This window comes from Gluconobacter sp. (genome assembly GCF_047723935.1).
Taxonomy (GTDB): Bacteria; Pseudomonadota; Alphaproteobacteria; order Acetobacterales; family Acetobacteraceae; genus Gluconobacter.
This window is the reverse complement of sequence record NZ_JBDOBO010000046.1, coordinates 1-20,317: the sequence shown is the minus strand read 5'-3', so window position 1 is coordinate 20,317 and position 20,317 is coordinate 1. Positions and strand designations below refer to the sequence as shown.

The 20,317-nt window shown below is 56.3% G+C and carries 22 protein-coding genes; 7 read left to right on the top strand and 15 right to left on the bottom strand.

Annotated features, from left to right (window positions below; all coding sequences use genetic code 11):
• Nucleotides 1–143: 143 nt before the first annotated feature.
• Complete coding sequence (locus tag ABF979_RS12565) at nt 144–716, top strand: SspB family protein (RefSeq protein WP_415560184.1); 573 nt, start codon at nt 144–146, stop codon at nt 714–716.
• Nucleotides 717–816: 100 nt separating this feature from the next.
• Nucleotides 817–1,209 (top strand): VOC family protein, encoded by a 393-nt coding sequence (locus ABF979_RS12560; RefSeq protein ID WP_202207207.1) that lies wholly within the window; start codon nt 817–819, stop codon nt 1,207–1,209.
• Nucleotides 1,210–1,245: 36 nt separating this feature from the next.
• Here the strand turns inward: ABF979_RS12560 and ABF979_RS12555 are convergent, their stop codons facing one another.
• The 3 genes from ABF979_RS12555 to ABF979_RS12545 all read right to left on the bottom strand — a co-directional run bounded on the left by ABF979_RS12555 (nt 1,246) and on the right by ABF979_RS12545 (nt 3,210).
• Nucleotides 1,246–1,464 (bottom strand): hypothetical protein, encoded by a 219-nt coding sequence (locus ABF979_RS12555; RefSeq protein WP_202207206.1) that lies wholly within the window; start codon nt 1,462–1,464, stop codon nt 1,246–1,248.
• A gap of 80 nt (nt 1,465–1,544) precedes the next feature.
• Entirely contained in the window at nt 1,545–2,327 is a 783-nt protein-coding gene (locus ABF979_RS12550; RefSeq protein WP_415560181.1) for an ABC transporter ATP-binding protein, read from the bottom strand.
• A 1-nt stretch (nt 2,328) separates the two neighbouring features.
• Nucleotides 2,329–3,210 (bottom strand): ABC transporter permease, encoded by an 882-nt coding sequence (locus ABF979_RS12545; protein WP_415560179.1) that lies wholly within the window; start codon nt 3,208–3,210, stop codon nt 2,329–2,331.
• A gap of 210 nt (nt 3,211–3,420) precedes the next feature.
• Between ABF979_RS12545 and ABF979_RS12540 the strand changes: the two genes are divergently transcribed.
• The 3 genes from ABF979_RS12540 to ABF979_RS12530 are packed head-to-tail and all read left to right on the top strand — an operon-like array spanning nt 3,421 to nt 6,018.
• On the top strand, nt 3,421–4,806 hold the full coding sequence (locus ABF979_RS12540; protein WP_415560177.1) for a transglycosylase SLT domain-containing protein: 1,386 nt from the start codon (nt 3,421–3,423) through the stop codon (nt 4,804–4,806).
• Nucleotides 4,807–4,837: 31 nt separating this feature from the next.
• On the top strand, nt 4,838–5,383 hold the full coding sequence (locus ABF979_RS12535) for a peroxiredoxin (protein ID WP_415560175.1): 546 nt from the start codon (nt 4,838–4,840) through the stop codon (nt 5,381–5,383).
• A gap of 26 nt (nt 5,384–5,409) precedes the next feature.
• Nucleotides 5,410–6,018: a DUF1643 domain-containing protein gene (locus tag ABF979_RS12530; protein WP_415560173.1), complete on the top strand. Its 609-nt coding sequence runs from the start codon at nt 5,410–5,412 to the stop codon at nt 6,016–6,018.
• Nucleotides 6,019–6,031: 13 nt separating this feature from the next.
• On the opposite strand, the gene ABF979_RS12525 is transcribed toward ABF979_RS12530, so the two are convergent.
• Nucleotides 6,032–6,688, bottom strand: coding sequence for a POTRA domain-containing protein (locus ABF979_RS12525; RefSeq protein WP_415560171.1), 657 nt, complete (start codon nt 6,686–6,688; stop codon nt 6,032–6,034).
• Between the two features lie 299 nt (nt 6,689–6,987).
• On the opposite strand from ABF979_RS12525, the gene ABF979_RS12520 reads away from it, so the two are divergent.
• Nucleotides 6,988–8,556 (top strand): carbohydrate porin, encoded by a 1,569-nt coding sequence (locus ABF979_RS12520; RefSeq protein WP_415560170.1) that lies wholly within the window; start codon nt 6,988–6,990, stop codon nt 8,554–8,556.
• A 236-nt stretch (nt 8,557–8,792) separates the two neighbouring features.
• The gene (locus tag ABF979_RS12515; RefSeq protein ID WP_415560186.1) at nt 8,793–10,976 is read left to right on the top strand and encodes a TonB-dependent receptor; all 2,184 of its coding nucleotides are present in this window, start codon (nt 8,793–8,795) and stop codon (nt 10,974–10,976) included.
• Nucleotides 10,977–11,059: 83 nt separating this feature from the next.
• Here ABF979_RS12515 and ABF979_RS12510 read toward each other — a convergent pair whose 3' ends face one another.
• From ABF979_RS12510 to ABF979_RS12460, 11 genes are all read right to left on the bottom strand, one after another.
• Complete coding sequence (locus ABF979_RS12510; protein WP_415560168.1) at nt 11,060–12,607, bottom strand: carbohydrate porin; 1,548 nt, start codon at nt 12,605–12,607, stop codon at nt 11,060–11,062.
• Nucleotides 12,608–12,801: 194 nt separating this feature from the next.
• The gene (locus ABF979_RS12505) at nt 12,802–14,310 is read right to left on the bottom strand and encodes a peptide MFS transporter (protein ID WP_202207196.1); all 1,509 of its coding nucleotides are present in this window, start codon (nt 14,308–14,310) and stop codon (nt 12,802–12,804) included.
• Between the two features lie 34 nt (nt 14,311–14,344).
• Nucleotides 14,345–14,494: a hypothetical protein gene (locus tag ABF979_RS12500; RefSeq protein ID WP_167386128.1), complete on the bottom strand. Its 150-nt coding sequence runs from the start codon at nt 14,492–14,494 to the stop codon at nt 14,345–14,347.
• Between the two features lie 2 nt (nt 14,495–14,496).
• Nucleotides 14,497–15,408 (bottom strand): DnaJ C-terminal domain-containing protein, encoded by a 912-nt coding sequence (locus ABF979_RS12495; RefSeq protein WP_415560166.1) that lies wholly within the window; start codon nt 15,406–15,408, stop codon nt 14,497–14,499.
• Nucleotides 15,405–15,563, bottom strand: a complete 159-nt coding sequence (locus tag ABF979_RS12490) for a hypothetical protein (protein ID WP_202207194.1) — start codon at nt 15,561–15,563, stop codon at nt 15,405–15,407. Before ABF979_RS12490 ends, ABF979_RS12495 begins: the two co-directional genes overlap by 4 nt.
• A 49-nt stretch (nt 15,564–15,612) precedes the next feature.
• Nucleotides 15,613–16,581, bottom strand: a complete 969-nt coding sequence (locus ABF979_RS12485) for an alpha/beta hydrolase (protein ID WP_415560164.1) — start codon at nt 16,579–16,581, stop codon at nt 15,613–15,615.
• A 50-nt stretch (nt 16,582–16,631) separates the two neighbouring features.
• Nucleotides 16,632–18,137, bottom strand: coding sequence for an efflux transporter outer membrane subunit (locus ABF979_RS12480; RefSeq protein WP_415560162.1), 1,506 nt, complete (start codon nt 18,135–18,137; stop codon nt 16,632–16,634).
• Nucleotide 18,138: 1 nt separating this feature from the next.
• Complete coding sequence (locus ABF979_RS12475) at nt 18,139–19,050, bottom strand: HlyD family secretion protein (protein ID WP_046900790.1); 912 nt, start codon at nt 19,048–19,050, stop codon at nt 18,139–18,141.
• 12 nt (nt 19,051–19,062) lie between these two features.
• On the bottom strand, nt 19,063–19,257 hold the full coding sequence (locus ABF979_RS12470) for a DUF1656 domain-containing protein (RefSeq protein WP_007284708.1): 195 nt from the start codon (nt 19,255–19,257) through the stop codon (nt 19,063–19,065).
• A gap of 171 nt (nt 19,258–19,428) precedes the next feature.
• The gene (locus ABF979_RS12465) at nt 19,429–19,863 is read right to left on the bottom strand and encodes a hypothetical protein (protein ID WP_064274741.1); all 435 of its coding nucleotides are present in this window, start codon (nt 19,861–19,863) and stop codon (nt 19,429–19,431) included.
• Between the two features lie 83 nt (nt 19,864–19,946).
• The gene (locus tag ABF979_RS12460) at nt 19,947–20,225 is read right to left on the bottom strand and encodes a hypothetical protein (protein ID WP_046900788.1); all 279 of its coding nucleotides are present in this window, start codon (nt 20,223–20,225) and stop codon (nt 19,947–19,949) included.
• Nucleotides 20,226–20,317: the final 92 nt, after the last annotated feature.

The following is a 20,317-nucleotide window of genomic DNA, read 5'->3' as shown; positions in this document are numbered from 1 at the left end:
CATAAGCGATAAGCGCGGTTCGGGAGGGCACCGGGCAACAGAAGCCCTCCCACCTCATTTTTCCTTTTGTGCAAAACGTCTTGCCATTCTGGCTGGTCTGTCGCATCCCTGACCTGATTGACTGAAACATCAGGCCTGCGACCATGAGCGACGACGATCACACCGGCCAGGATGGCCTTGAGCACGACCTTCCCGAAAGCCTTCTTCCCTATGACGACTGGGTGGAAGACGCCTATCGTGAAGTCATGCTGCGCGCCATTGAGTACGTTGCGGCTGAAGGCCTGCCCGGTGCTCACCATTTCTACCTGACCTTCCGCACCAATCGTTCGGACGTCATCATTCCGTCCCGTCTCCGCGCCCAGTATCCGGAAGAAATGACGATCGTTCTTCAGCACCAGTTCTGGGATCTGGCGCTGGATCGCGACAAGAATGTCATTTCCGTTGGTCTGTCGTTCGGGGGCGTTGGCAGCATCCTCGTCATCCCGGTTGCCGCCATTACGGCCTTTGCCGATCCACATATCCGGATGGCGCTGCGCTTCGTCAGCAGCATGGTCGATGACGACGAAGACATCGAGATTCCTGAAGGCGCTGTAGAGCCAGATGATATCGATCCGGCGCACCACCCCGAGGTGACGATCGAAGAGCCCCCTCAGGAAGAGAAGAAAGATGCCGAGGTCGTAAGCCTGGCGGCATTCCGCAAGCGCCCACCAACCTGAGCTATTCTTTCCCGCCCGAACAGGGCACCGAGGCCTGACGGTTTCTGCGTCCTGATGATAATATCAGGACCATCGGGCGCCGTTTTCTTGAGGGACCATCATGCGCTTTACCGTTGATCGCCTTGACCACATCGTTCTGACCGTACGGGACAGAACTGTTTCGGCATCCTGGTACCAGCGGGTTCTGGGCATGGATATTGAGGAATACGGTCGTAATAACCGTGTTGCTCTGTGCTTCGGTGGCCAGAAGATCAATCTTCGCCCCGAAGGATCAGAAGGATGGGAAACAGCCGAAGGCGCGCAGCCCGGCACATCCGACCTCTGCTTCACAACAGCCATCTCAAGTGACGATATTGTGCGGCATCTCGAAAAATGCGGTGTTGTCGTTGTGGAAGGTCCGGTTTCGCGCCTGGGCGCGCTGGGACCGATCACTTCGGTTTATTGCCGGGATCCGGATGGCAATCTCGTGGAAATTGCCTCTTACCAAGGCTAACAGGCGGGGTAGGACCCCCGCCTGAACTCCTGGTTTTTACCAGTTCTTGGAAATCATCCAAAATTCTTCGGATGTCAGGGTAATGGCGTTGGAGCCCTTCGTTTCAGCCGCAGCCGTTGCGAGGGCTTCGATACGCTCGATCATGAGCGTCTTGCGCTGATGAGCCTCTGACTGCTCCTTGACGGTGGCAAGTGTCTGAAGGGCAGACTTTGCAGCTTTGGCAACGCGGGCTGCATCAATAGCGGCATAAGACATGATTAGTCTCCATGGTGATGGTCAAACTCGAAGTTGATCCTACCGCACCCTTGAGACCAGACCAAATAAACAGCTCGCACTCAGGCCAGAGAGGCCTCGTATGCCTCAAGCACGGCGTCCGTGGGACCATCCATTCGGATCTGCCCCTCTTCCATCCAGAGGATGCGCGTACACCACTGCTTGAGCACAGGCAGGGAATGCGATGTCACGACCAGAATTTCAGCGGCATCGATCATGCCTGCCATCCGTTCCCTGGCTTTTTCCTGAAAGCGCTGATCTCCCGCCATAAACCATTCATCCATCAGCAGAATGCGAGGACGTGGAACCGTAGCCAAAGCAAATCCAAGCCGAATGCTCATTCCGGACGAGTAGAGGCGGACTGGCAGATCAAAGAACGGTCCCAGCTCTGCAAAGGCTTCGACATCGGCTTCCAGCGCAGGAATCTGGCTCTTTGGTAACCCGATCCGACACGCAAAGAGATTGAGGTTTTCACGCCCGCTCAACTCTAGATTCATGCCAGACTGCGGATCAATGAGCGCATGACTGTCGCCCTCAATGTCCAGAAAACCATCAGTCGTTTCATAGATGCCAGCCAACACACGCAGAAGCGTCGTTTTGCCAGCACCGTTATGGCCAATCAGGCCCACCCGTTCACCCCCATGGAGCTGGAATGTCAGGCCTGACAACGCCTGCACCAAAACGGCATCCGAAGCGACTGCGCCAAGACGCATTCTTCCACCAACAGCCGAGGGTTTTGTGACGGTAGCCTTGGCACGAGCCAGCAGTGTTTTCTTCAGAGAGCGAGAAGCCCCGTGCAGCACCGGAAACGACAGAGAAAGGTTCTCAAGGCGGATATGCGTCATGTCAGATCCAGAACACCAACCGTGAACGCACACGGACGAAAGCCCATATCGCGATAACCCAGAACACAGCACTCGTCAGCAGGGCCACGAGCCAGACGCTGATCGAAGGAATATGCCCCAGCAATGGAGCGCGAACGACTTCCAGCAGGGCATAAAACGGGTTGTACAGCAGGTACCGCGCTTTCCCCGCCAACTGCTGCGGTTGCCAGATGACAGGCGTCACGTAGAACACGATCTGAAGGAGCGCCCCGATAATCGGTGGCACATCCCGGAACCTTGCGCAAAGTGCTCCCAGCAGCATGCAGGCTGCAAATCCGTCCAGCCCCCACAGCAGAAGAGACGGAAGCGCCAATAACGCCGTGAACCCCGGCCAGACATGGTAGATCGCGAAAACACCAACAGGCACGATGATGTTGTGAGCGAAAACAATCGCATTACGGACCACAACCCGTATGGCCTGAAGCAGCAATGGAAGACGACTGGAGCGTATAATGCTTTCGGCATCCAGAAAACTGGTGCAGGATTCCTGAAGAAGGCTGGACAATCCCGTTTGCCAGAGCGTCAGGGACAGCGCCAGAAACGGCAGGTAGACCTTCATATCCTGATGAAAGAGCCGACTGTACAGAACGCCCATGGATGCGACCATAAGGGCCGATGTAATGGTCAGCCAGAAGGGCCCCAGGGCTGATCCGCGATAACGCAGCTTGATGTCCAGCCATCCGAGCATAACGCCCAAACGCCAGAGCTTGCAGGCTCCGAGGAAATCATCCCAGGCCCGGGCAGCGGGGCTCCCCCGACGTTGGTCGAACTTCAGCACGCTCAGATCGTGCGTCGGCAACCGTTGCACCTCTGGCTCTTTCGTGGCCGGGGAAGATGAGTTCATCTGGTTCGCCTAGCCGATAGACTGTGTTCCCGCAAGCAGTCTTCCCCTTGATGATAGCGTGCTCTTCCACCATCTGTCCCTGAACAGCTTCCACAGTGAAAAAGTAGGCGACAAACGTAACTCTTTCGTCATTTTTCCTAGTTTTGCCGTAATCCCTGTGTATGCTTTGAGGGTTGCGACAGTTCTTCCTTTGTCAGGTACCCTGCCCCGATGCCCAGACCCGCCGTGCCGTTCCAGACCACTCTTCGCCCGTTGACCGCTCTCCGTTCCGGTCTGGCACTTGGTCTGATCGGCCTTCTCGCGGCATGCGCCGGCACACCCGACATGAGTTCCACCTCACAGGTTCCCGTTTCTCAGGAAGCCGCGAAGTATCGCGCTCACGCAAAATCCTACTACGCCCCGCCGGGGCCTCCCAGCGATCCATGGGGGCCATACATTCAGGAAGCGTCTGCTCGGTTTGATATTCCAGAAGCGTGGATCCGGGCGGTCATGCAGCAGGAATCTGGCGGCCACCTTTACGACCATAATGGCAATTTCATCACTTCGACGCCGGGTGCCATGGGCCTGTTACAGCTTATGCCGCCAACTTATGATGACATGCGCCAGCAATACGGCCTCGGCGACGATCCGTTTGATCCGCACGATAACATTCTCGCAGGCACGGCATATCTTCGACAGATGTATGAAATCTACGGCTCCCCGGGATTTCTTGCCGCTTATAACGATGGCCCTGGAAGCCTCGACAGCTACCTGCGTCGCGGACGTCCGCTGCCGCGCGAGACACGCCGATATGTGGCAGCGATTGGTCCGCGCATTGCTGGCGTGACGCCTCATAACCGGTCAGCCGCAGACCTACTCGTCTCGCAGCACGATCCCAATGCCCAAATTCAGGTCGCAGAAAATACTGTCCCTACCACGCCGGCAAGTCAGTCGATCCGGGCAGCCTGGTCGCACAAGGATGCATCAGCAGACAGCTCATCTGATGATAGTTCGTCTTCGGATGAGACCGTGCCCGAAACACCGGCCGCTCTCGCAACGCCTGTTGTCGTAGCCTCTGCCGCGCCGACGGAACCGAGCAGCGTCAGTGCGGCATGGGCAGCGCGAGGCATCACCTCCCCGGCCCCCACTGTGCAGAAAGTGGCCTATCATCCGCCGGTCGCAAACAGCATGGATACTGAACTGGCGGACAGTCAGGTCACGGCGCAGGAAATTCCGATGGGGCACCACCTGCAACCCCAGCCGATCATGGCCGTCATGCCCGCAACACGGCAGCAGTATCGACTGTCTTCTCCAGCACCGACGATGCATCACGCAACTATTGCTGCCCCGCAGGAAACGAGCGGCCCTAAAACATGGGCCATTCAGGTCGGTGCATTTGCCAATTCGGGACAGGCCACTTCAGCAGCCTCTCAGGCTCATAGTCAGGGGGGAGCGGTTGTCGCGTCTGCGAGGACACAGGTTGCCAGTGTTAAAACAGGCAAAGGCCACCTCTATCGTGCGCGCCTGACCGGGCTGACACATGAAAATGCCCTTGCGGCCTGCCATCGTCTGTCGCACGGTTCACCGTGCGTTGTGGTTCCGCCCGGCGCTTTCTAAACCGTTACCTTTAGGGAACAGAGCACATCCTATGCGTCGCTTTCTGCCAATTTCTGCTGTCTGTGCTCTTGCCATGATTGGCACCCTCCCTAATCCAGCTCACGCTGCCCTGGAAACAGGAGCACATGCTCCGGACTTCACTGCCAAGGCCAGTATGGCCGGACATGAGTTCAGCTATCATCTGGCCGATGCCTTAAAAACGGGTCCGGTCGTCCTTTATTTTTACCCGGCCGCTTTTACCAAAGGCTGCACCATCGAAGCGCACGAATTCGCTGAAGCTGTTGCCGAGTTCAAAGCGATGGGCGCAACGGTGATCGGGATCTCCATGGACCCGATCGACAAGTTGACCCGCTTCTCCGTCAGTGAATGCCGGAGCGCATTTCCTGTTGCCGCAGATCCTGATGGCACCATCACCAATTCCTACAAGGCAAAGATGCCTCTTCTGCATATGGCCAGCCGTACCTCTTACGTGATTGCGCCGGATGGGCATGTTGCCCTCTCCTATGCATCCATGTCCCCGGATGGCCATGTCGAGCGGACACTAGCTGCCGTCAAGGCGCTTCAGGCTGCCCACTAAGCTCACCAAACACCGGAATGTCTTCTATGCCGCGCCCTTCCTGCTCCACACTGCTCCAGAGCGGAGGGGAGCCTGCTGACCTTTTCGGGCAGCATCATGTTGGTGACTCACGTCCGCTTAGGCTTTCGGAAGACGTCATCAGTACAGCCCTCTACGACGGCCCGGGCGACTGTTACCGTTACACCTTGAAGCGCGTATGGGACGAGACGAAACCCATGGTCATGTGGCTGATGATGAATCCTTCAGTCGCCACAGAACTCGGGGACGATCGAACGGTCGCCAAATGCCAGCGCTATGCGCGTGCATGGGGCTACGGTGGAATTTTCGTCGGCAACAGTTTTGCCTATCGCTGCACGGATCAGAAACGCCTTCTGGAAGTCGATGATCCCATTGGACCAGATAACGACAGGCATCTTCTTGAAATGGCGAAGGCAGCAGATCTTGTCGTGCTAGCTTACGGTGCCCCGCAGGCCAAGGCACTTAGGCCCCGGGGCACTGCTGTGGCCCGGATGCTGGCGCACCATGGCGTGAAGGTGACGGCATTAAGATTGAGCCAGACGGGACGGCCAGAACACCCGCTTTATCTTCCGGGTGTACTGACCCCCCAGTCATTGGATCCGGAGACCCTGACCTGATCCTTCAGGCTGGTTACTCCCCGTCCAAGCGGGGATTCTGCTCACGAATCTGCCAGACCAGAACCAGATGATTGTCATGGTTCGGATAAACCACCTGTGGCTGGATCTGAGCGCCGAGCTTGTTTTCCCGATAGACTTTCTCGATTGCAACTTCGTCCGCAGCCAAAGCCTGATCCGAGATCGCTGCGCCATCCTGAAGGGTAGTTGCGGCTGCCAGAGCAGGCGTTGGTACTTTTCGGTTACCCTCGAAAGCGACCTTGTCCACAATCAGTCCAGTACTGCCAGCCTCAGCAGTCCTTTGGTCGTGCTCCCTCATCAGCAGCTTCACATCCACTGTGTTGGCGGAAATATGCAACTGCTCACCAAGGTCCGCCCCAACGCCGCGTGACTGATACAGCGTCGCGACCTGTTTCTGTGCGTCTGCCAGCTTCGCACGTGTGACGTTCTGGCCGTCGTGATAGCCGAATGCTGCGAGAATATCCGCAGACGGAACACGCTTGTTTCCCTCCACGGACACCGAACCCAGTTGAAGAGGGGAATCGAGAGCGGGAACAGGTGGGGGAGCGGCTGGAGTTGCTGCGGGCTCGGCCAGAACCGAACCGGTCGCTAAAATCGCCCCCACGGCAAGACCCACTCCTGCACGTGTCAGCATGGAACGAGAGAACCTCATGCTGCCTCCTGTAAAAAACTAAAAATCAAGAGATTGTCTTACGCCATAATGCCTCAGGAGTTGCCCCTTATCTGGACTGTGATGGTCTTCATCCACACAATGTCACACTTCGCATCACCAGAGCACAAACCATTTTAGTTCCCCCGTACGCATTGACAGCGGGTCGGGCCGTCTGCGACACACCACCTCTCACTCCATAAATTGGAATTCATTTTCTTCGTCCCACCCTGTGGGAAAGTCTTCGAAGAAGACCGTCTTCCTGTTCGCCATCATCAGACAGAAGAGAGATTCGCTGCCTTATGGTCGTGCTGACTGATCACGCTCGCCTTTTTCGTTCCGGACATCTGCGGACCGTTTTTCTGGGACTCCTGTCCGCCACGACACTGGCTTTTGCGCCAGGCCACGCCTGGGGTCAGTCGGCCTCTCCTTCAGGTTCCACTCCAACAGCAGGCCCGTCGGCTGAACCCTCAGCAGGCAACAGCAAATCCGAACTGACATCGCACCCCATGGATACAGGGCGACGGGTTCCTATTCTGCAAAACAACATGCGCGGTGTGCGCAGTGCTGGCACTCCTGACGAAGTTGAAGATCCTGGCGCGTTTTTCGCAGCCCCCATGGGATCGCAACATTTCTTCGGAGACTGGGGCGGCATTCAGCCGTGGCTTGTCAATCACGGCATTCATCTCCTCGCCGCAGTCAACGAAGAGTTCGCCGGCAACGTGACGGGCGGTAAAGACCGAGCCTATTCGGATACGGGGCAGGTCGGCGTTGAAGTAGATATCGACTGGGACAAAATGGCCGGTATCAAAAACTTCTGGACGCATACGCTGATCGTCAACGGACACGGCCAGAACGTGTCCCGGATGTTCGGGGATTCCATTGCGCCCGTGCAGGAAATCTATGGTGCACGTGGCAACGTCGTAGCGCATCTCGTGTCGATGTATGGAGAGGCATCCTTTTACCATAACCGTATCGACATCAGCGCTGGCTGGATTCCGGTCGGTTCATTCTTTGCTGCCTCGCCACTTTTCTGCGACTTCATGAACGTTGCCGTTTGCGGAAATCCAGCACCTAACAAATATACGGAAGGCAACCGCGACTGGCCGTCCGGAAACCTCGCGGCGATTGCCCGTGTCATGCCGACGGTCAACACATACATTATGGGTGGCCTCTTCGCCGTAAGCCCGCACGCTTACAACGGCGGCATTTCCGGTTGGTCCTGGGCACAATCCGGGCTGGGGAAATTCTCAACGCCTGTTGAAATCGGCTGGATTCCCCGGTTTGGGAAAAACCATCTCGTTGGTCATTACGAGCTTGGATATTCCTACGACAACTCACGCTATCTAAATCTGTACGAAGACATTCACGGGAACTCGTGGCAGCAAACCGGTCTGCCTCGCCGCTATGAAGCCGGGCGAAACAGTGCGTGGCTGATCATGGATCAGATGCTCATGCGCAACGGGCCGGGTGATACCAACGGTCTGATCCTTATGGCGGGCGCCATGTACAGTGACGGCAAGACCGTCGCCATGCGAGACCACACATGGGTTGGTATGATTGATACGGGCAAAGCGTGGGGTCGTCCGCTCGATACTGTCGGCGCGATGTGGCAGCACTTCGACATGAGCACCACGGCGGCCTTGCAGCAGGAATCCTCCAAGCAGCTCAACCTGCCCTATCAGGATAATCAGTGGGGCACGGTCTATGGCCCACAGAGCCATGAAAACGTGTACGAGCTGTTTTATAGCGCGCATGTGGCCCGTGCGATGGCAATCCAGCCGGATTTCCAATACATCCAGCGCCCCAGTGCCACGACAACATTCCATGATGCCGCTGTTCTGGGCGTTCAGTTCACTGTTGTGCTCTGAAGTCATCGACAGCCAGCAAACGACAAAGCGAAGCCGAAAGTGGCTTCGCTTTTTTTATGCCCACATTCTGGCGGTGCGCACAGTCATATTAAGTTACATTGATTTATTTGAGATTAATTCTCATTACCGTATGTAGCGCACATCTTTTCCTCCAATCGAGGCTTCTTTCCGTGCGCGCACATCTGCTTTCCCGCCCCAGACCTGCTCGCCATCGCAGGCACCTGGCCTGCCTGCTGATGGCCGGAACAACCCTTCCCGCTTTCGCCTATGCAGCAAGTCCCTTGCCGAACCAGACCCAGGTTGCGTCCAACAAGGCTGTGGCAGCGCCCAGCGCGGCCAAATCATCCGCGCCGACCGATGAAGAAATCATCGTAAAGGCCAAGCGCCGGAATCAGATGGAAGTCACGAGTGGCGGACAGCTTGGCGCTCTCGGAAACAAAAAGGGGCTGGACGCGCCCTTTAACATTCGCAGTTATTCCTCCAGCATGATCCTGAACCAGCAGTCCCAGACGCTTGGACAGGTTCTGGAAAATGATCCATCCGTTCGCACGACGTATGGATACGGCAACTTCTCGGAAATGTTTGTCATCCGCGGTTTTGCCGTCAACGGTGATGACGTGGCCATCAATGGTCTTTACGGCATCACGCCCCGGCAGCTTGTTTCACCCCAGCTCTACGACAGTGTTCAGGTTCTCAACGGCGCCAGCGCATTTCTGAACGGCGCTGCACCGAGTGGGTCTGCTATTGGCGGCAACATCAACCTGATGTTCAAACATGCGACGGATGCCCCCATCACCCGCCTGACAGGAGACTACACGAGCAGCGCCATGGGAGGCGGCAGCATTGACGTGGGCCGTCGTTTTGGAACGGAGAAGCAGTTCGGTGTTCGTCTGAACGTGGCCGGACAATCCGGCGAAGATTCCATCAATAATGAATACCGGCACTCCACCGCTCTGGGGGCTGATTTTGACTGGCACAGCCGCGATAACAGCACACGTATTTCGATGGACATGAACTATCAAAATCAGGGCGTTGATGGTGGCCGCCCTGGGCTGATGCTGAGTTCATCTGTCACCAGCGTTCCGCGCCCGGTCGCCCCATCTCACAATTTCGGTCAAAAATGGGCGTATAATGACCTGAACTACATTTTTGGCATGCTCAACATCGAGCATGATCTCTCCAAAAATGTGACCCTGTATGGGGCCTTTGGTGCCCTGAATGCGAATGAGAAGGGCAACTACTCCAGCCCGACCCTAACGGATGCAGCCACCGGCGCTGCAACTGCGGGCAGCATGTATGTGCCTTACAATCAGACGAATGAGAGCACCCGCGCCGGCGTTCGTGCGCACTTCCAAACGGGCTTTATCAAGCACGAAGTCAATGCCGGTGGCTCCGCGCTCTGGGAAGATTCAGCTGCGGCCTACGCCATGGCCCTGACCTCTCCGACCACCAACATTTATAAGACACCGCAGTTTGCCTCCCCGGCTCAGACTTTCGTTGGGGGTGTTTTAAACGACCCGCAGACGACAAACTGGACACGCCTCTACAGCCTGTTTTTCTCCGACACGATGTCTTTCCTAAATGGTCGCATAGCCCTCACCGGGGGCTTCCGTTACCAGAACATGATGATCAACGGGTATAAATACAGCAGCACCGGCCGCGGTGCACTGAGCACTCCGTATAATCAGGATGCCATTACACCTGTTGTCGGGCTTGTCATTCACCCGACGCGTCAGACGTCCATTTACTTCAACAGGATTGAAGGCATGTCTCAGGGCGATACCGCCCCCGCCAGCGCTCGGAATGTCGGGCAGATTTTCCCGCCCTATAAGTCTGCCCAATATGAAATCGGCGCCAAGTACGACATTGGTCGCTTCAGCGCTGCTCTGGCGTTTTATCAGATTTCACGCCCCAACTCTTATAATGTGCCCATCGAAGGCACGGGTTACTCCATTTACAAACAGGACGGCCTCCAACGGAACCGTGGCATCGAACTCACCGTGAATGGAGAAATCCTGCCGGGACTGAGATTCAATGGGGGTGGGACGCTGATTGATGCAGACCTGCGCCATACGGCAGGCGGCCTGCAGAATGGCAACACAGCGATCGGCGTTCCGAATTATACGGTCAACGGCAATTTGGAATACGACCTCCCTTTCCTGAAGGGAGCCACCGTTGTCGGACGTGTCGTCAATACAGGCAAGCAGTGGGTTAACACAGCCAATACCCTGCATCTGCCAGTCTGGACGCGCTTTGATCTGGCAGCACGCTATACGTTCACGACGTACCACAAGCCTGTCACTCTGCGCTTTGGCGTCGATAACATTGCCAACACACGCTACTGGTCTTCGTCCTTCAACGGCTATCTGCTTGAAGGCCTGCCCCGGACATTCAAGTTCTCCTTCACGACCGACCTCTAATTTCACGTCAGACGACTGGCACAAAAAAACGCGCCACCTTGATCGGGTGGCGCGTTTTTCATGTCTGGCTTTTGCCAAAGAAATCAGAAGGTAATGCCCGTCTCAAAATCAAGCAGCAGAGCATTCTTGTAGCGGTTGGTGCCCCCGGGATGCATAAGATACTGCGCACCAGGACGGATCACGAGCCACGGGGTCGGGCGCCAGCCATAGTTCAATTCAATGGCATGCTCTTCAGAGGGCTTGAACAGGTTTGTTGCCCCGGCAGCCTGCATCTGTCGCGCCCAGATCGTCAGCTTCGGGTTCACCCACAGCATCTTCATGCCAAGGCTGATCGTATCATTGGGTCGGCTCGGGAAGGTCCCCTTACGCGTGATGCCCCACGTAATGAAGTAAGGTGCAATCGCGGTGCGGGGATCACCCCAGGTGAAAGATCCGAAGAACGATGTTCCACGGTTCGGATCAGCCTTGTCACGTTCCAACATACGGTCGAACTGGAACCATCCACCAAAACGGCCACGAACCTGCTGGGTCGGCGCTGAAATCAGATACTCTGTCGGGACACCGAATGTGCCAAGCTGGCCATAGACGTTCTTGACCTGAGAAGAATCCCAGTAGCCACCAATCTTGATGTTGGTCTGAAGCGGACCGCTGTAATCGTCCTTACCGCCCTGATGCCATCCAAGCTGAAACGGAACGTACGTCCCCGTTGCACCATGAAGGTTCATTTTCCAGCCATTATGGGTGTTGGCGATGGTCGGATCGACCGAATACGCACCGAACTGGATCAGGTAATGATTGTTTCCGGCAGGGTAGAACTTCACCCAGGCACCCGGATGCGCCGTCGGGTAATATCCGTAGCCCGAGTTCATTGCGACAGACTGCGGCATACCGCAGATAGCGTTGGACTCGAACTGGCAGTACTGGCTCATGCCCCAATACATGGAGGACTGCTCGAAATCATTCTCGGTGTTGATTTCACCGACTTCCGTGGAGACGTAGCGGTTCCAGGGCATTTCCCATGACAGACGCGTCAGACGGACAGTTTCACCAGACCCGAAGATCTGCTGTGGGCTATCGAGTGCCGGAAGTTTGGCACCAATACCCAGACCCTGCCGGGCTGTGCTTAGGAAGTGGAACAGGCCAAGGTTCCAACCGGTCAGCTTCTTCAGATCAAAGTCGATATTGAGGCCGAATTCATCCGCATATCGAACAGTCTTGGCCTTGCCGCCCATCGGATTTCCCGCACTGTCCTGCAGGAAGTGCCCACCGATGTTGATCCCTTTTTCCGTAAGCCAGGTGCGATAGCCGCCCCAGTCACCAGTCATGGTGCTCTGCGTCAGCCAGTCATGAAAACTGGCCGGAAAGAAGCGGTTTTCTGTCGTATCTGAAGGCTGCACATCAGCCAGATGCGATGGGGTCGGGGCAGGTTTGACCAGCAGAGGGGTCGGCTGGATGGATCTGGTCCGAAGGACAGGATGACCAGCACTGTTGTGCGCGCGCGGCTGACCCTGTTTCGCCTGATCGGAGGCAGAAGCCGTCTCGGCGTATGCAATCTGGACGGTGGACAGTGTCGTGCTCAAAAGACAGACCGCCCCCAGAGCCTTCGTCAAACCGCTTTTAAACCTCTGCATCTTTTCCCGCGTCTCCCTCTCACGTCGCCTGTAACCGGAAATCATGAATGACCTTCCCATACAGGCCGATACCGGTCCGGAATAGGGAGAGGAAGACGGTTGTTTTCGTAATGCGGCAATTCCGCCGCATCACGTCAGAACATGTCTAATCTTTTTCCTAGGTTTTCTCCCGAATTACAAAACCTTCACGTCTTTCAATTCGGCGGAAGTTTCATGTTCACAGTTATGTGTTCTCTGTCCCAACGGCGCGTCAGAGGTTCCAGGCATACCAGAATCACCACAATAACCACGGCCACTTCACACAATGTGCGGAACAAACCGGCATAAAGAGCATTTCCCGCAGAAGCTGCCATATCCGCAGGCATGGCCGCACGATTGGCGATCACACTGCCCACATACATCGCAATACCCCATAGCAGATAAAGCGCCCCCATCATGAAGCCACTCAGGCGGGCTGGCGTATAGCGGGCCACAATGGCCAGACCCAGACCATTCGTCAGCAGTTCCGCAAAAGACAGAAGCCCATAACCCGCGACCATGATCCAAGGGGAAACCAGACCTTTCGTCCCGACAGCAGAAAGCCACCAGACGGCAAAGGCCATAGCTACCATGACGTAGCCAATCAGCATTTTCCGAGCCAGAGACAGATCCCGCCCCTGGGCGCCCAGCCGATTATACAGAACGGCCAGAAGGGGGCTGATCGCCATGATCCAGATGGGATTAAGCGCCTGAAACTGCCCGGCAGACATATGAAAAAGTGTCACGCCGCCAATACTGAAATCGCCAGAGACATCGCGCAGAGCGAACAGCGTCAGGGACGTGATCATCTGCTGATAAAAGACGAGATAGATCGTGCCTTGCAGGCACAGCATGTATGTCAGCCGCAAACCGGGACGTTCTTCTCCCGGTGCACGAACGTAAAGCACAACCCATGCCAGGAAAAGCAACGCAGCCGCGGCAAGAATACAGACCCGGGCAAGACCATCGCTGCTCATGATCCATGCGTTGAAAACAGTCAGCGCAAGCAAGCCCAGCCCGACCAGAGCAAAGCGACTGAGAGGTACACTTTCTTTTTCTACAGCACTGGCCGTATGAGCGAGCCACCCAGAACGCCACACATAGTACAACAGACCAATAACCAGCCCGACTGAACAGGTCGCGAAGGCGACAGGCGCGCCGTAATTGACCTGAAGCCAAGGCGTCAGCAGCATCGAGACAGTCGAACCGACATTGACGGACATGTAATAGAGGGTGAACGCTGCATCGAGTGCGGCATTGTCACCTTCATAAATCCGGCGAACCAGATTGCCTGCATTTGGTTTGAAGAGGCCGTTTCCTGTGGAAATCAGCGCCATGGCCAACAGTAACAATGTCGGTGATGTCAGGGACGCCGCAAGACAGGCGTAGCCTATGGCGAGGGCAATTGCCCCCATCACCATTGTTCGCCGTGTCCCGAGAACGCGATCTCCCAGCACGCCACCGAGAACAGGCGTGATGTAGGTCAGGGCGGAAAAGGCACCCAGCATCAGGTTGGCCGCAGTATCTGCCATCCGAAGCTGCTGGACCATAAACAGCGTCAGAACTGCCTGCATGCCGTAATAGCCGAACCGTTCCCACAGCTCGATTGCAAGCACGACAGTAAATGCCCGACGACGCGTCGTCGCTGGCGGTTGCCCGGAGGCCGGTGTGGAATAAGCGGTCATGAAAAGCCCGTCAGAAACAAAGACGGGCTTTATCTTAGGGCAAATGCCACTCCCCGGCGAGGATGAGGGCATGAGATCCGATCACGCTCAGCACCACGACGAAGATGATGGCGAAAATACCACCAATAATCTGACGCCATGGCCAGTCCGGAATACGGGCTTTTGCGCGACGGATCATTCCCATGATCAGGCCTCCTGCTCGGAGAAGAAGGTTTCCAGTTCAGGAGAAACTGTCCCGATATGCACCTGCAATGTCACGAACAGGTCTCCGGCAGGGTGTTTCTTGTCCGCGCCAATGCCACGTCCGGCAAGACGGAGAACTTTCCCGCTGTCAGAATGCTTGGGTACCTTCACTGCGACATCGCCCTTGGGCGTGGCGACAGTCACCTTCCCACCCAGAATTGCAGTCTTGAGATCGACATTCTGGGTCATGCGCAGGTTACGGCCATCACGAACATAGCGCTTGTCTGGCGTGACAGAAATCGTCAGCAACGCATCACCCGGAACCCCAGGCTGCCCGTCCATCCCTGGACGACCCGGTGCACCCTTGCCCCGCACGCGCAGTGTCTGACCGTCTTCAACACCCGGCGGAATACGGACTTCCGTGTGCCCGCCTTCCCCAAGCGCCAGATCCAGAGACGTTCCCAGAACCGACTGCTCAAACGTTATGGTGACCGAAAAACGACGGTCTGAGCCCTTGGTTGCCCGACGCCCGGCCGTACCGCCGGGACGGAAGTCCCCACTGAAGCCACCGCCACCGAACATATCGGAGAAAAACGCGCCCAGGTCTTCCTGATTGAAATTTCCTTGGAAACCCTGTGCCCCGCCACCCGGGCCACCACCGCCGAAACCAGCGCCACCAAACGGGCCACGCTCCTGCCCTTCGGCATCAATTTCACCACGGTCAAAGCGCGCGCGCTTTTCCTTGTCCCCAACGATGTTATAGGCCTGACCGACAGCCTTGAAACGCTCTTCCGCGTCCTTGCTGTCAGGGTTGTGGTCCGGGTGATACTGCTTGGCCAGCTTCCTGTATGCGCTGCGGATTTCCTTGTCCGTGGCCGTCTTGGAAACCCCAAGAACTGAATAAGGGTCTTTCATCTCAACTCCGCATCCTCTGCTGCGCCGTCATCCAGAAGATCAATCAGTACGGCAAGTACGACATCACGGGAAAATCCCGCGCTCACACCTTCTTCAATCAGACTGTCCAGCTTTGGTCTGAGGTAATCCTCAGCCGGGTGACCATCCTGTGCCATTGGTTTATTCCTCCATTACGTCCAGATGTGTGACGCCCGTCGCCCCGGGTCAATGACCGAGGACAAACTCCGCAACATGCGGCACGAGATCCGGGTCGAGAGGGCCAAGAAAAGGAAGACCGGGGCGGGTCATCGTTTTTCGGTCAATTGCCGGAACATCTCTCAGAAAGTGACTCGCAGAGGGCAAGTAAGCAGTCGTAGCCTGAGGATCCGCAGCCTGAAGCAAGGGAAGATCTTCTGTCGGGCTAACCTGATGGTCTTTTCCGCCCTGCACCAGCAAAACCGGCCCATGATAGGCTTTCAGGAGCGCAGCAGGATCATATCGCATAACGTCAATCAGGTATCCCTGTACGTCCGCGTTGAAGAGTGGCTGCAAACCAGGGTGTAGCTGTGACGGATCCACACGATGGCCCGCTTCAAGGGCATTAATGGTGCTATCAATCTGTGGAAGAACGGTCTGCGCATGCGGATTGGCATGGAGTTGCGCCCGGATAAGTTCACCCATTGGCCGTCCCTGTGCCGACAACAAGATCAGACCACAGATACCCTGGCTCTGACCAGAAGCAGCAAGCACGACCAGCGCGCCCTCGCTATGGCCACCAAGCCAGACGCAGCGTGTCCCCATTTCTTTGCGAATGACAGAGATCCAGTTCTGAACGTCCGTCACGTAATCCTGGATGGTAACGTGGTTCCCGTTTTCAACGGCCCGCGCACTTCCAAACATACCACGCTTGTCAACGCGGACCGTTGAAATACCGCGTGCGGCTAACCCTTCAGCCAGTAGCCTCAGCGTTCCTGGCTTGAGACCAGACGCTGAGTCTCCATTTCTGTCTGTAGGACCAGAACCAGGAATGAGCAGAAGAACGGGTGCTGTTTTTCCGGCATCCAGAAAAGTGCCAGATAGCGGCCCTTGAGGACCGGGTGCTTCAAGAGAACGCTCAGTTGCCGCCTGAGAAAGACCAGTTCCAAGAACAACCGCAGCCACAAAGGCAAATGAACGCAGAAAGACAGGCATCATGGCAGAACTCCGTTCAAACTGTTCTTGCCCTGTTTCGAGCCGATCCTGTCTTAGCGCGTAAAGGCCCGTACCAGCGCGTTTTGCTTTCCAACTTCAATCGGCAAACGCGTATCCGTGAGCTGACGGCCCTGCCAGCCGGCACCCATCGCCGTGTAAAGCGAGATGGCGTCACGAAGACGGGCCATCCGCCCCACAACTGCCTGATCCTGAGCAGAAAGTGCGGTCTGCTCCGTCGTCAGGACATTGAGATACCCGGTCAGACCCGCGCCAAACAGCTTCTGGGCACGATCGCGCGCCAGACCAGAGTCCGTAGCGGCCTCTTCAAGCTGCGTGACAAGTTCATTGTCATGGCGCCAGTCCCCCATTGAGTCTTCGACTTCAGCAAAGGCTTTCAGCACTGTCTTGCGATACACTAGACGGCTCGCCTCGGCTTCTGCACGAGCCTGAGCAATTTCTGCCGTGTAGCGACCGCCATGAATAATGGGCAGCGAAGCCATCATCATGAAGCTCCAGGCCATGCCACCCATCTGGAACGCCTGATAGGCAGCAGAAGCGTTCGGATTGAACGTCAGCGGGATCATGAACTTCGGATAGAGATTGGCAACCGCCACACCGACCTGAGCCATGTCAGCAGCGTAATGCGCTTCTGTTGCCCGAATATCCGGGCGATTTGCCAAGACAATGGACGGCAGGGACGCCGGGAACGCTGGGACAGACGGCAGAGGGCGCCGCACGTCCAGCTCTTCCTCCAGCTTGCCCGGCATTTCGCCGAGCAGAATGGAAATGGCGTGGATCAGACGCTCTTCCTGCGAATGCAGTGGAGCAAGACGCGAGCGCTCGAGATGCTCTTCTGTCTGTGCCTGCGCCACGGCCAGCGTATTGCCCAGGCCGTGCGTATAAAGTTTTTCAGTCAGTTCACGTGAGCGCTGCGCCACATCAATGCTGTGTTCCGTGACTGCAAGCCGCTCCTGAATACCGCGCAACGTCACGTAGTCTGATGCGACTTCGGACAGCAGCGACAACAGAATAGCGCGACGGTTTTCCAGTGATTCTTCAACGAGCCGCTTACGTTCCTCGACCTGACGGGAGATATGCCCGAACAGATCAATTTCCCAACTGGCGCGAGCACCATAGGTCAGAACAGAAGCCTGTGGCCGGTTTGCGGGATTACCCGGGCGGAGCGGCCAGTTATCTACATTGATGGAATACCGGTCATCGCCACCGCCCATAGCTGCATCCAGCTGAGGATACCAAGCTGCCTGAGCCTGCCGCCGGACAGCACGCTCTGCCACGATATGCTGAGAGGCAATCTGCAGATCATAGTTGCCCTTGACCGCGGCCTCGATCAGCTCGTTCAGCATCGGGTCATGGAACTGGGCCCACCAGTCCTTCATGTCTGCTTCGGTCCGCGCGATCTCGGCTGCCGTCACCGATTGTGGCTGCTCGACAAAAGTGTCGGGCACCTTGATCTTGTCTGGCTTGAAATTCGGCCCGACGGTGCAGGCCGTAAGTGACAGACAGGTGCTGAGAGCGAGGGTCAGAAGCTTGCGTGACATGTCAGAGATGATTCTGCAGCCAGGTGGTCAACTTGCCACGGGCGCCCGGCGTTTCGCGCCCAATCGTGACGGTTGCGGTCATGCCGGCCGCGAGAGTGATTTCCGGCGGAACGTTATCCAGTTCCAGACGAACCGGAATACGCTGCGCAAGACGGACCCACGTGAAAATCGGGTTCACGTCTGGCAGACCAAGACGGTCTGACACGCCGTTACGGTCGTTAATGCCACGGCCGATACTGACAACATGTGCAGGAAGGATCTGCTTGTAACCCATGAGTTTCACACGGGCAGCGTCACCCACATGCACACCGTGCATCTTGGTTTCTTCGAAGTATCCGTTGATCCAGTAACTATGGGCGTCAATCACGGCCAAACCAGGCTGACCTGCATGGGCATAATCACCGACGCGCAGATTCAGGTTGGTAATGTAGCCGTCAACGGGCGAATAAACTGTCGAGCGCTGAAGGTTCAGCAGGGCCGTATTGAGTTCGGCTTTCGCTGCATTTACTTTGGCGCGTTGGGTTTCAACATTAGAGTTGAAGTCTTCCTGCTCTTCGGCAGACACAATGCCACCGAGGCCCATACGACGCTTGGCATCAGAAGATCTCAGCTTGAGGTCTTCGTCCGCACCGGCAAGGCGGGCACGGGCGGCGTCAATATCAAGGCGGAAGCGAACGGGATCAAGAACGAAAAGCGGGTCACCGCGATGGACAAACTGGTTATCCACAACAGGAACAGAAACGACTGTTCCGGAAACTTCAGGGGCTGCATCTACGACGTAGACACGAACACGACCATCGCGCGTCCATGGTGCCAGTACGTAAATGTCCCACATGGTCCGACCGAGGCCAATGGCCATCGCCAAGACAATCAGAGTCAGCAGAACGCGGATCACACTGCGGGTCCAGTTCATAGCCGACCCCTCCTAGACGTAAAGGATGAGTAGACAGAGAACACAGACATAGAGCGCTATTTCAAAGAGGGCGACGTGCCAGAACCAGCTCAAAGCACCGGTTCGCCACAGAATGCTTCTCAACAGAAGTGTTACGAACACTGCTGCAACGGCGTAAATTGAGAGGGGTGCGACAAAGACGCCGAAGAGATTGACTTCCGTAAGCATCAGGCTGTGACCTTGGTGCCAACTAACGGACTGTTCGACGAACTTTCCACGGGACTCCTCGCAAGTCCGTGACGACTCCCCCAAGGGCGTAATCACGGCACAGGCGAAGTGCTTACGCCATTAACCTACAACTGGCCAGATGGCTTTGACAAAAATCAGTCATAAAATGTCTTATTTGGAATGACTGAAGAAACTCTTCAGAATGGACAGGAAGCTTTTGCCCGTAAAACGGCCAATCGGGCCGAGCAGAAGGCCAGTAACCGCCGTAATGGCAACTGACTGCTTCAGTTCGACCAACTTGCGATCACGACGAATACGCGCCTCGATCTCGACAACGTCGGGAATCGACCATGCTGCAAGAACTGCAAAAATCAGCACGAAGAACAGATCAATACCAATGACGCACAGGCTGGCTTTTACGTAGCTCAGACCCGCCACACTGATGAAGAACGCCCACAGGAAGCCATGAAAAGAGATGGCTGCGAACAGCAGGAAGACAACGGCAACAAGCGCGCACGCAACTCTCCGACCGATTCGCATGGCGGAGCGGGAGAGAATCTGGCCTTGGGCGGAAAGGACTTCCTGACCGAGTTCGATGGGCTTCATGGAGGATCGTTCGCCTTTATTTCTAACAGGACGGGCGCAGGTCTGTGAATGGCCTGCCTCCCGCCTGAAAGGTCACGTGCCGATTACTTGGAGAAACGGCCCGCCAGGAAACCGACCACAGCGGAAATCAGAATAGCGGCGATGGGCCGCGACTGCACACGCGTCGATACATTTTCAATTTCATGATCTGTGATTTTGCGGGCATTTGCAACGGCATGCTCTGTACGGTCCGCTGCCTGAAGCAGAGCCGGGTTAACATAATCGTTCAGGATCTGCTCAACCTGCTTGCGCAGCGTCTCGATCTGGTCCTGCGTTGTCTCGGCTGCAGCTTCGATGTTCTTCTTGACGGTATCGCGGCTCATGTTCAAACCCTCATTGCAATCAAATAGGGACCTGGGAATCAGGCCCGGTATCTGGCTTCAAACGCAAAACCATTATCAGAGGTTGCATGTCC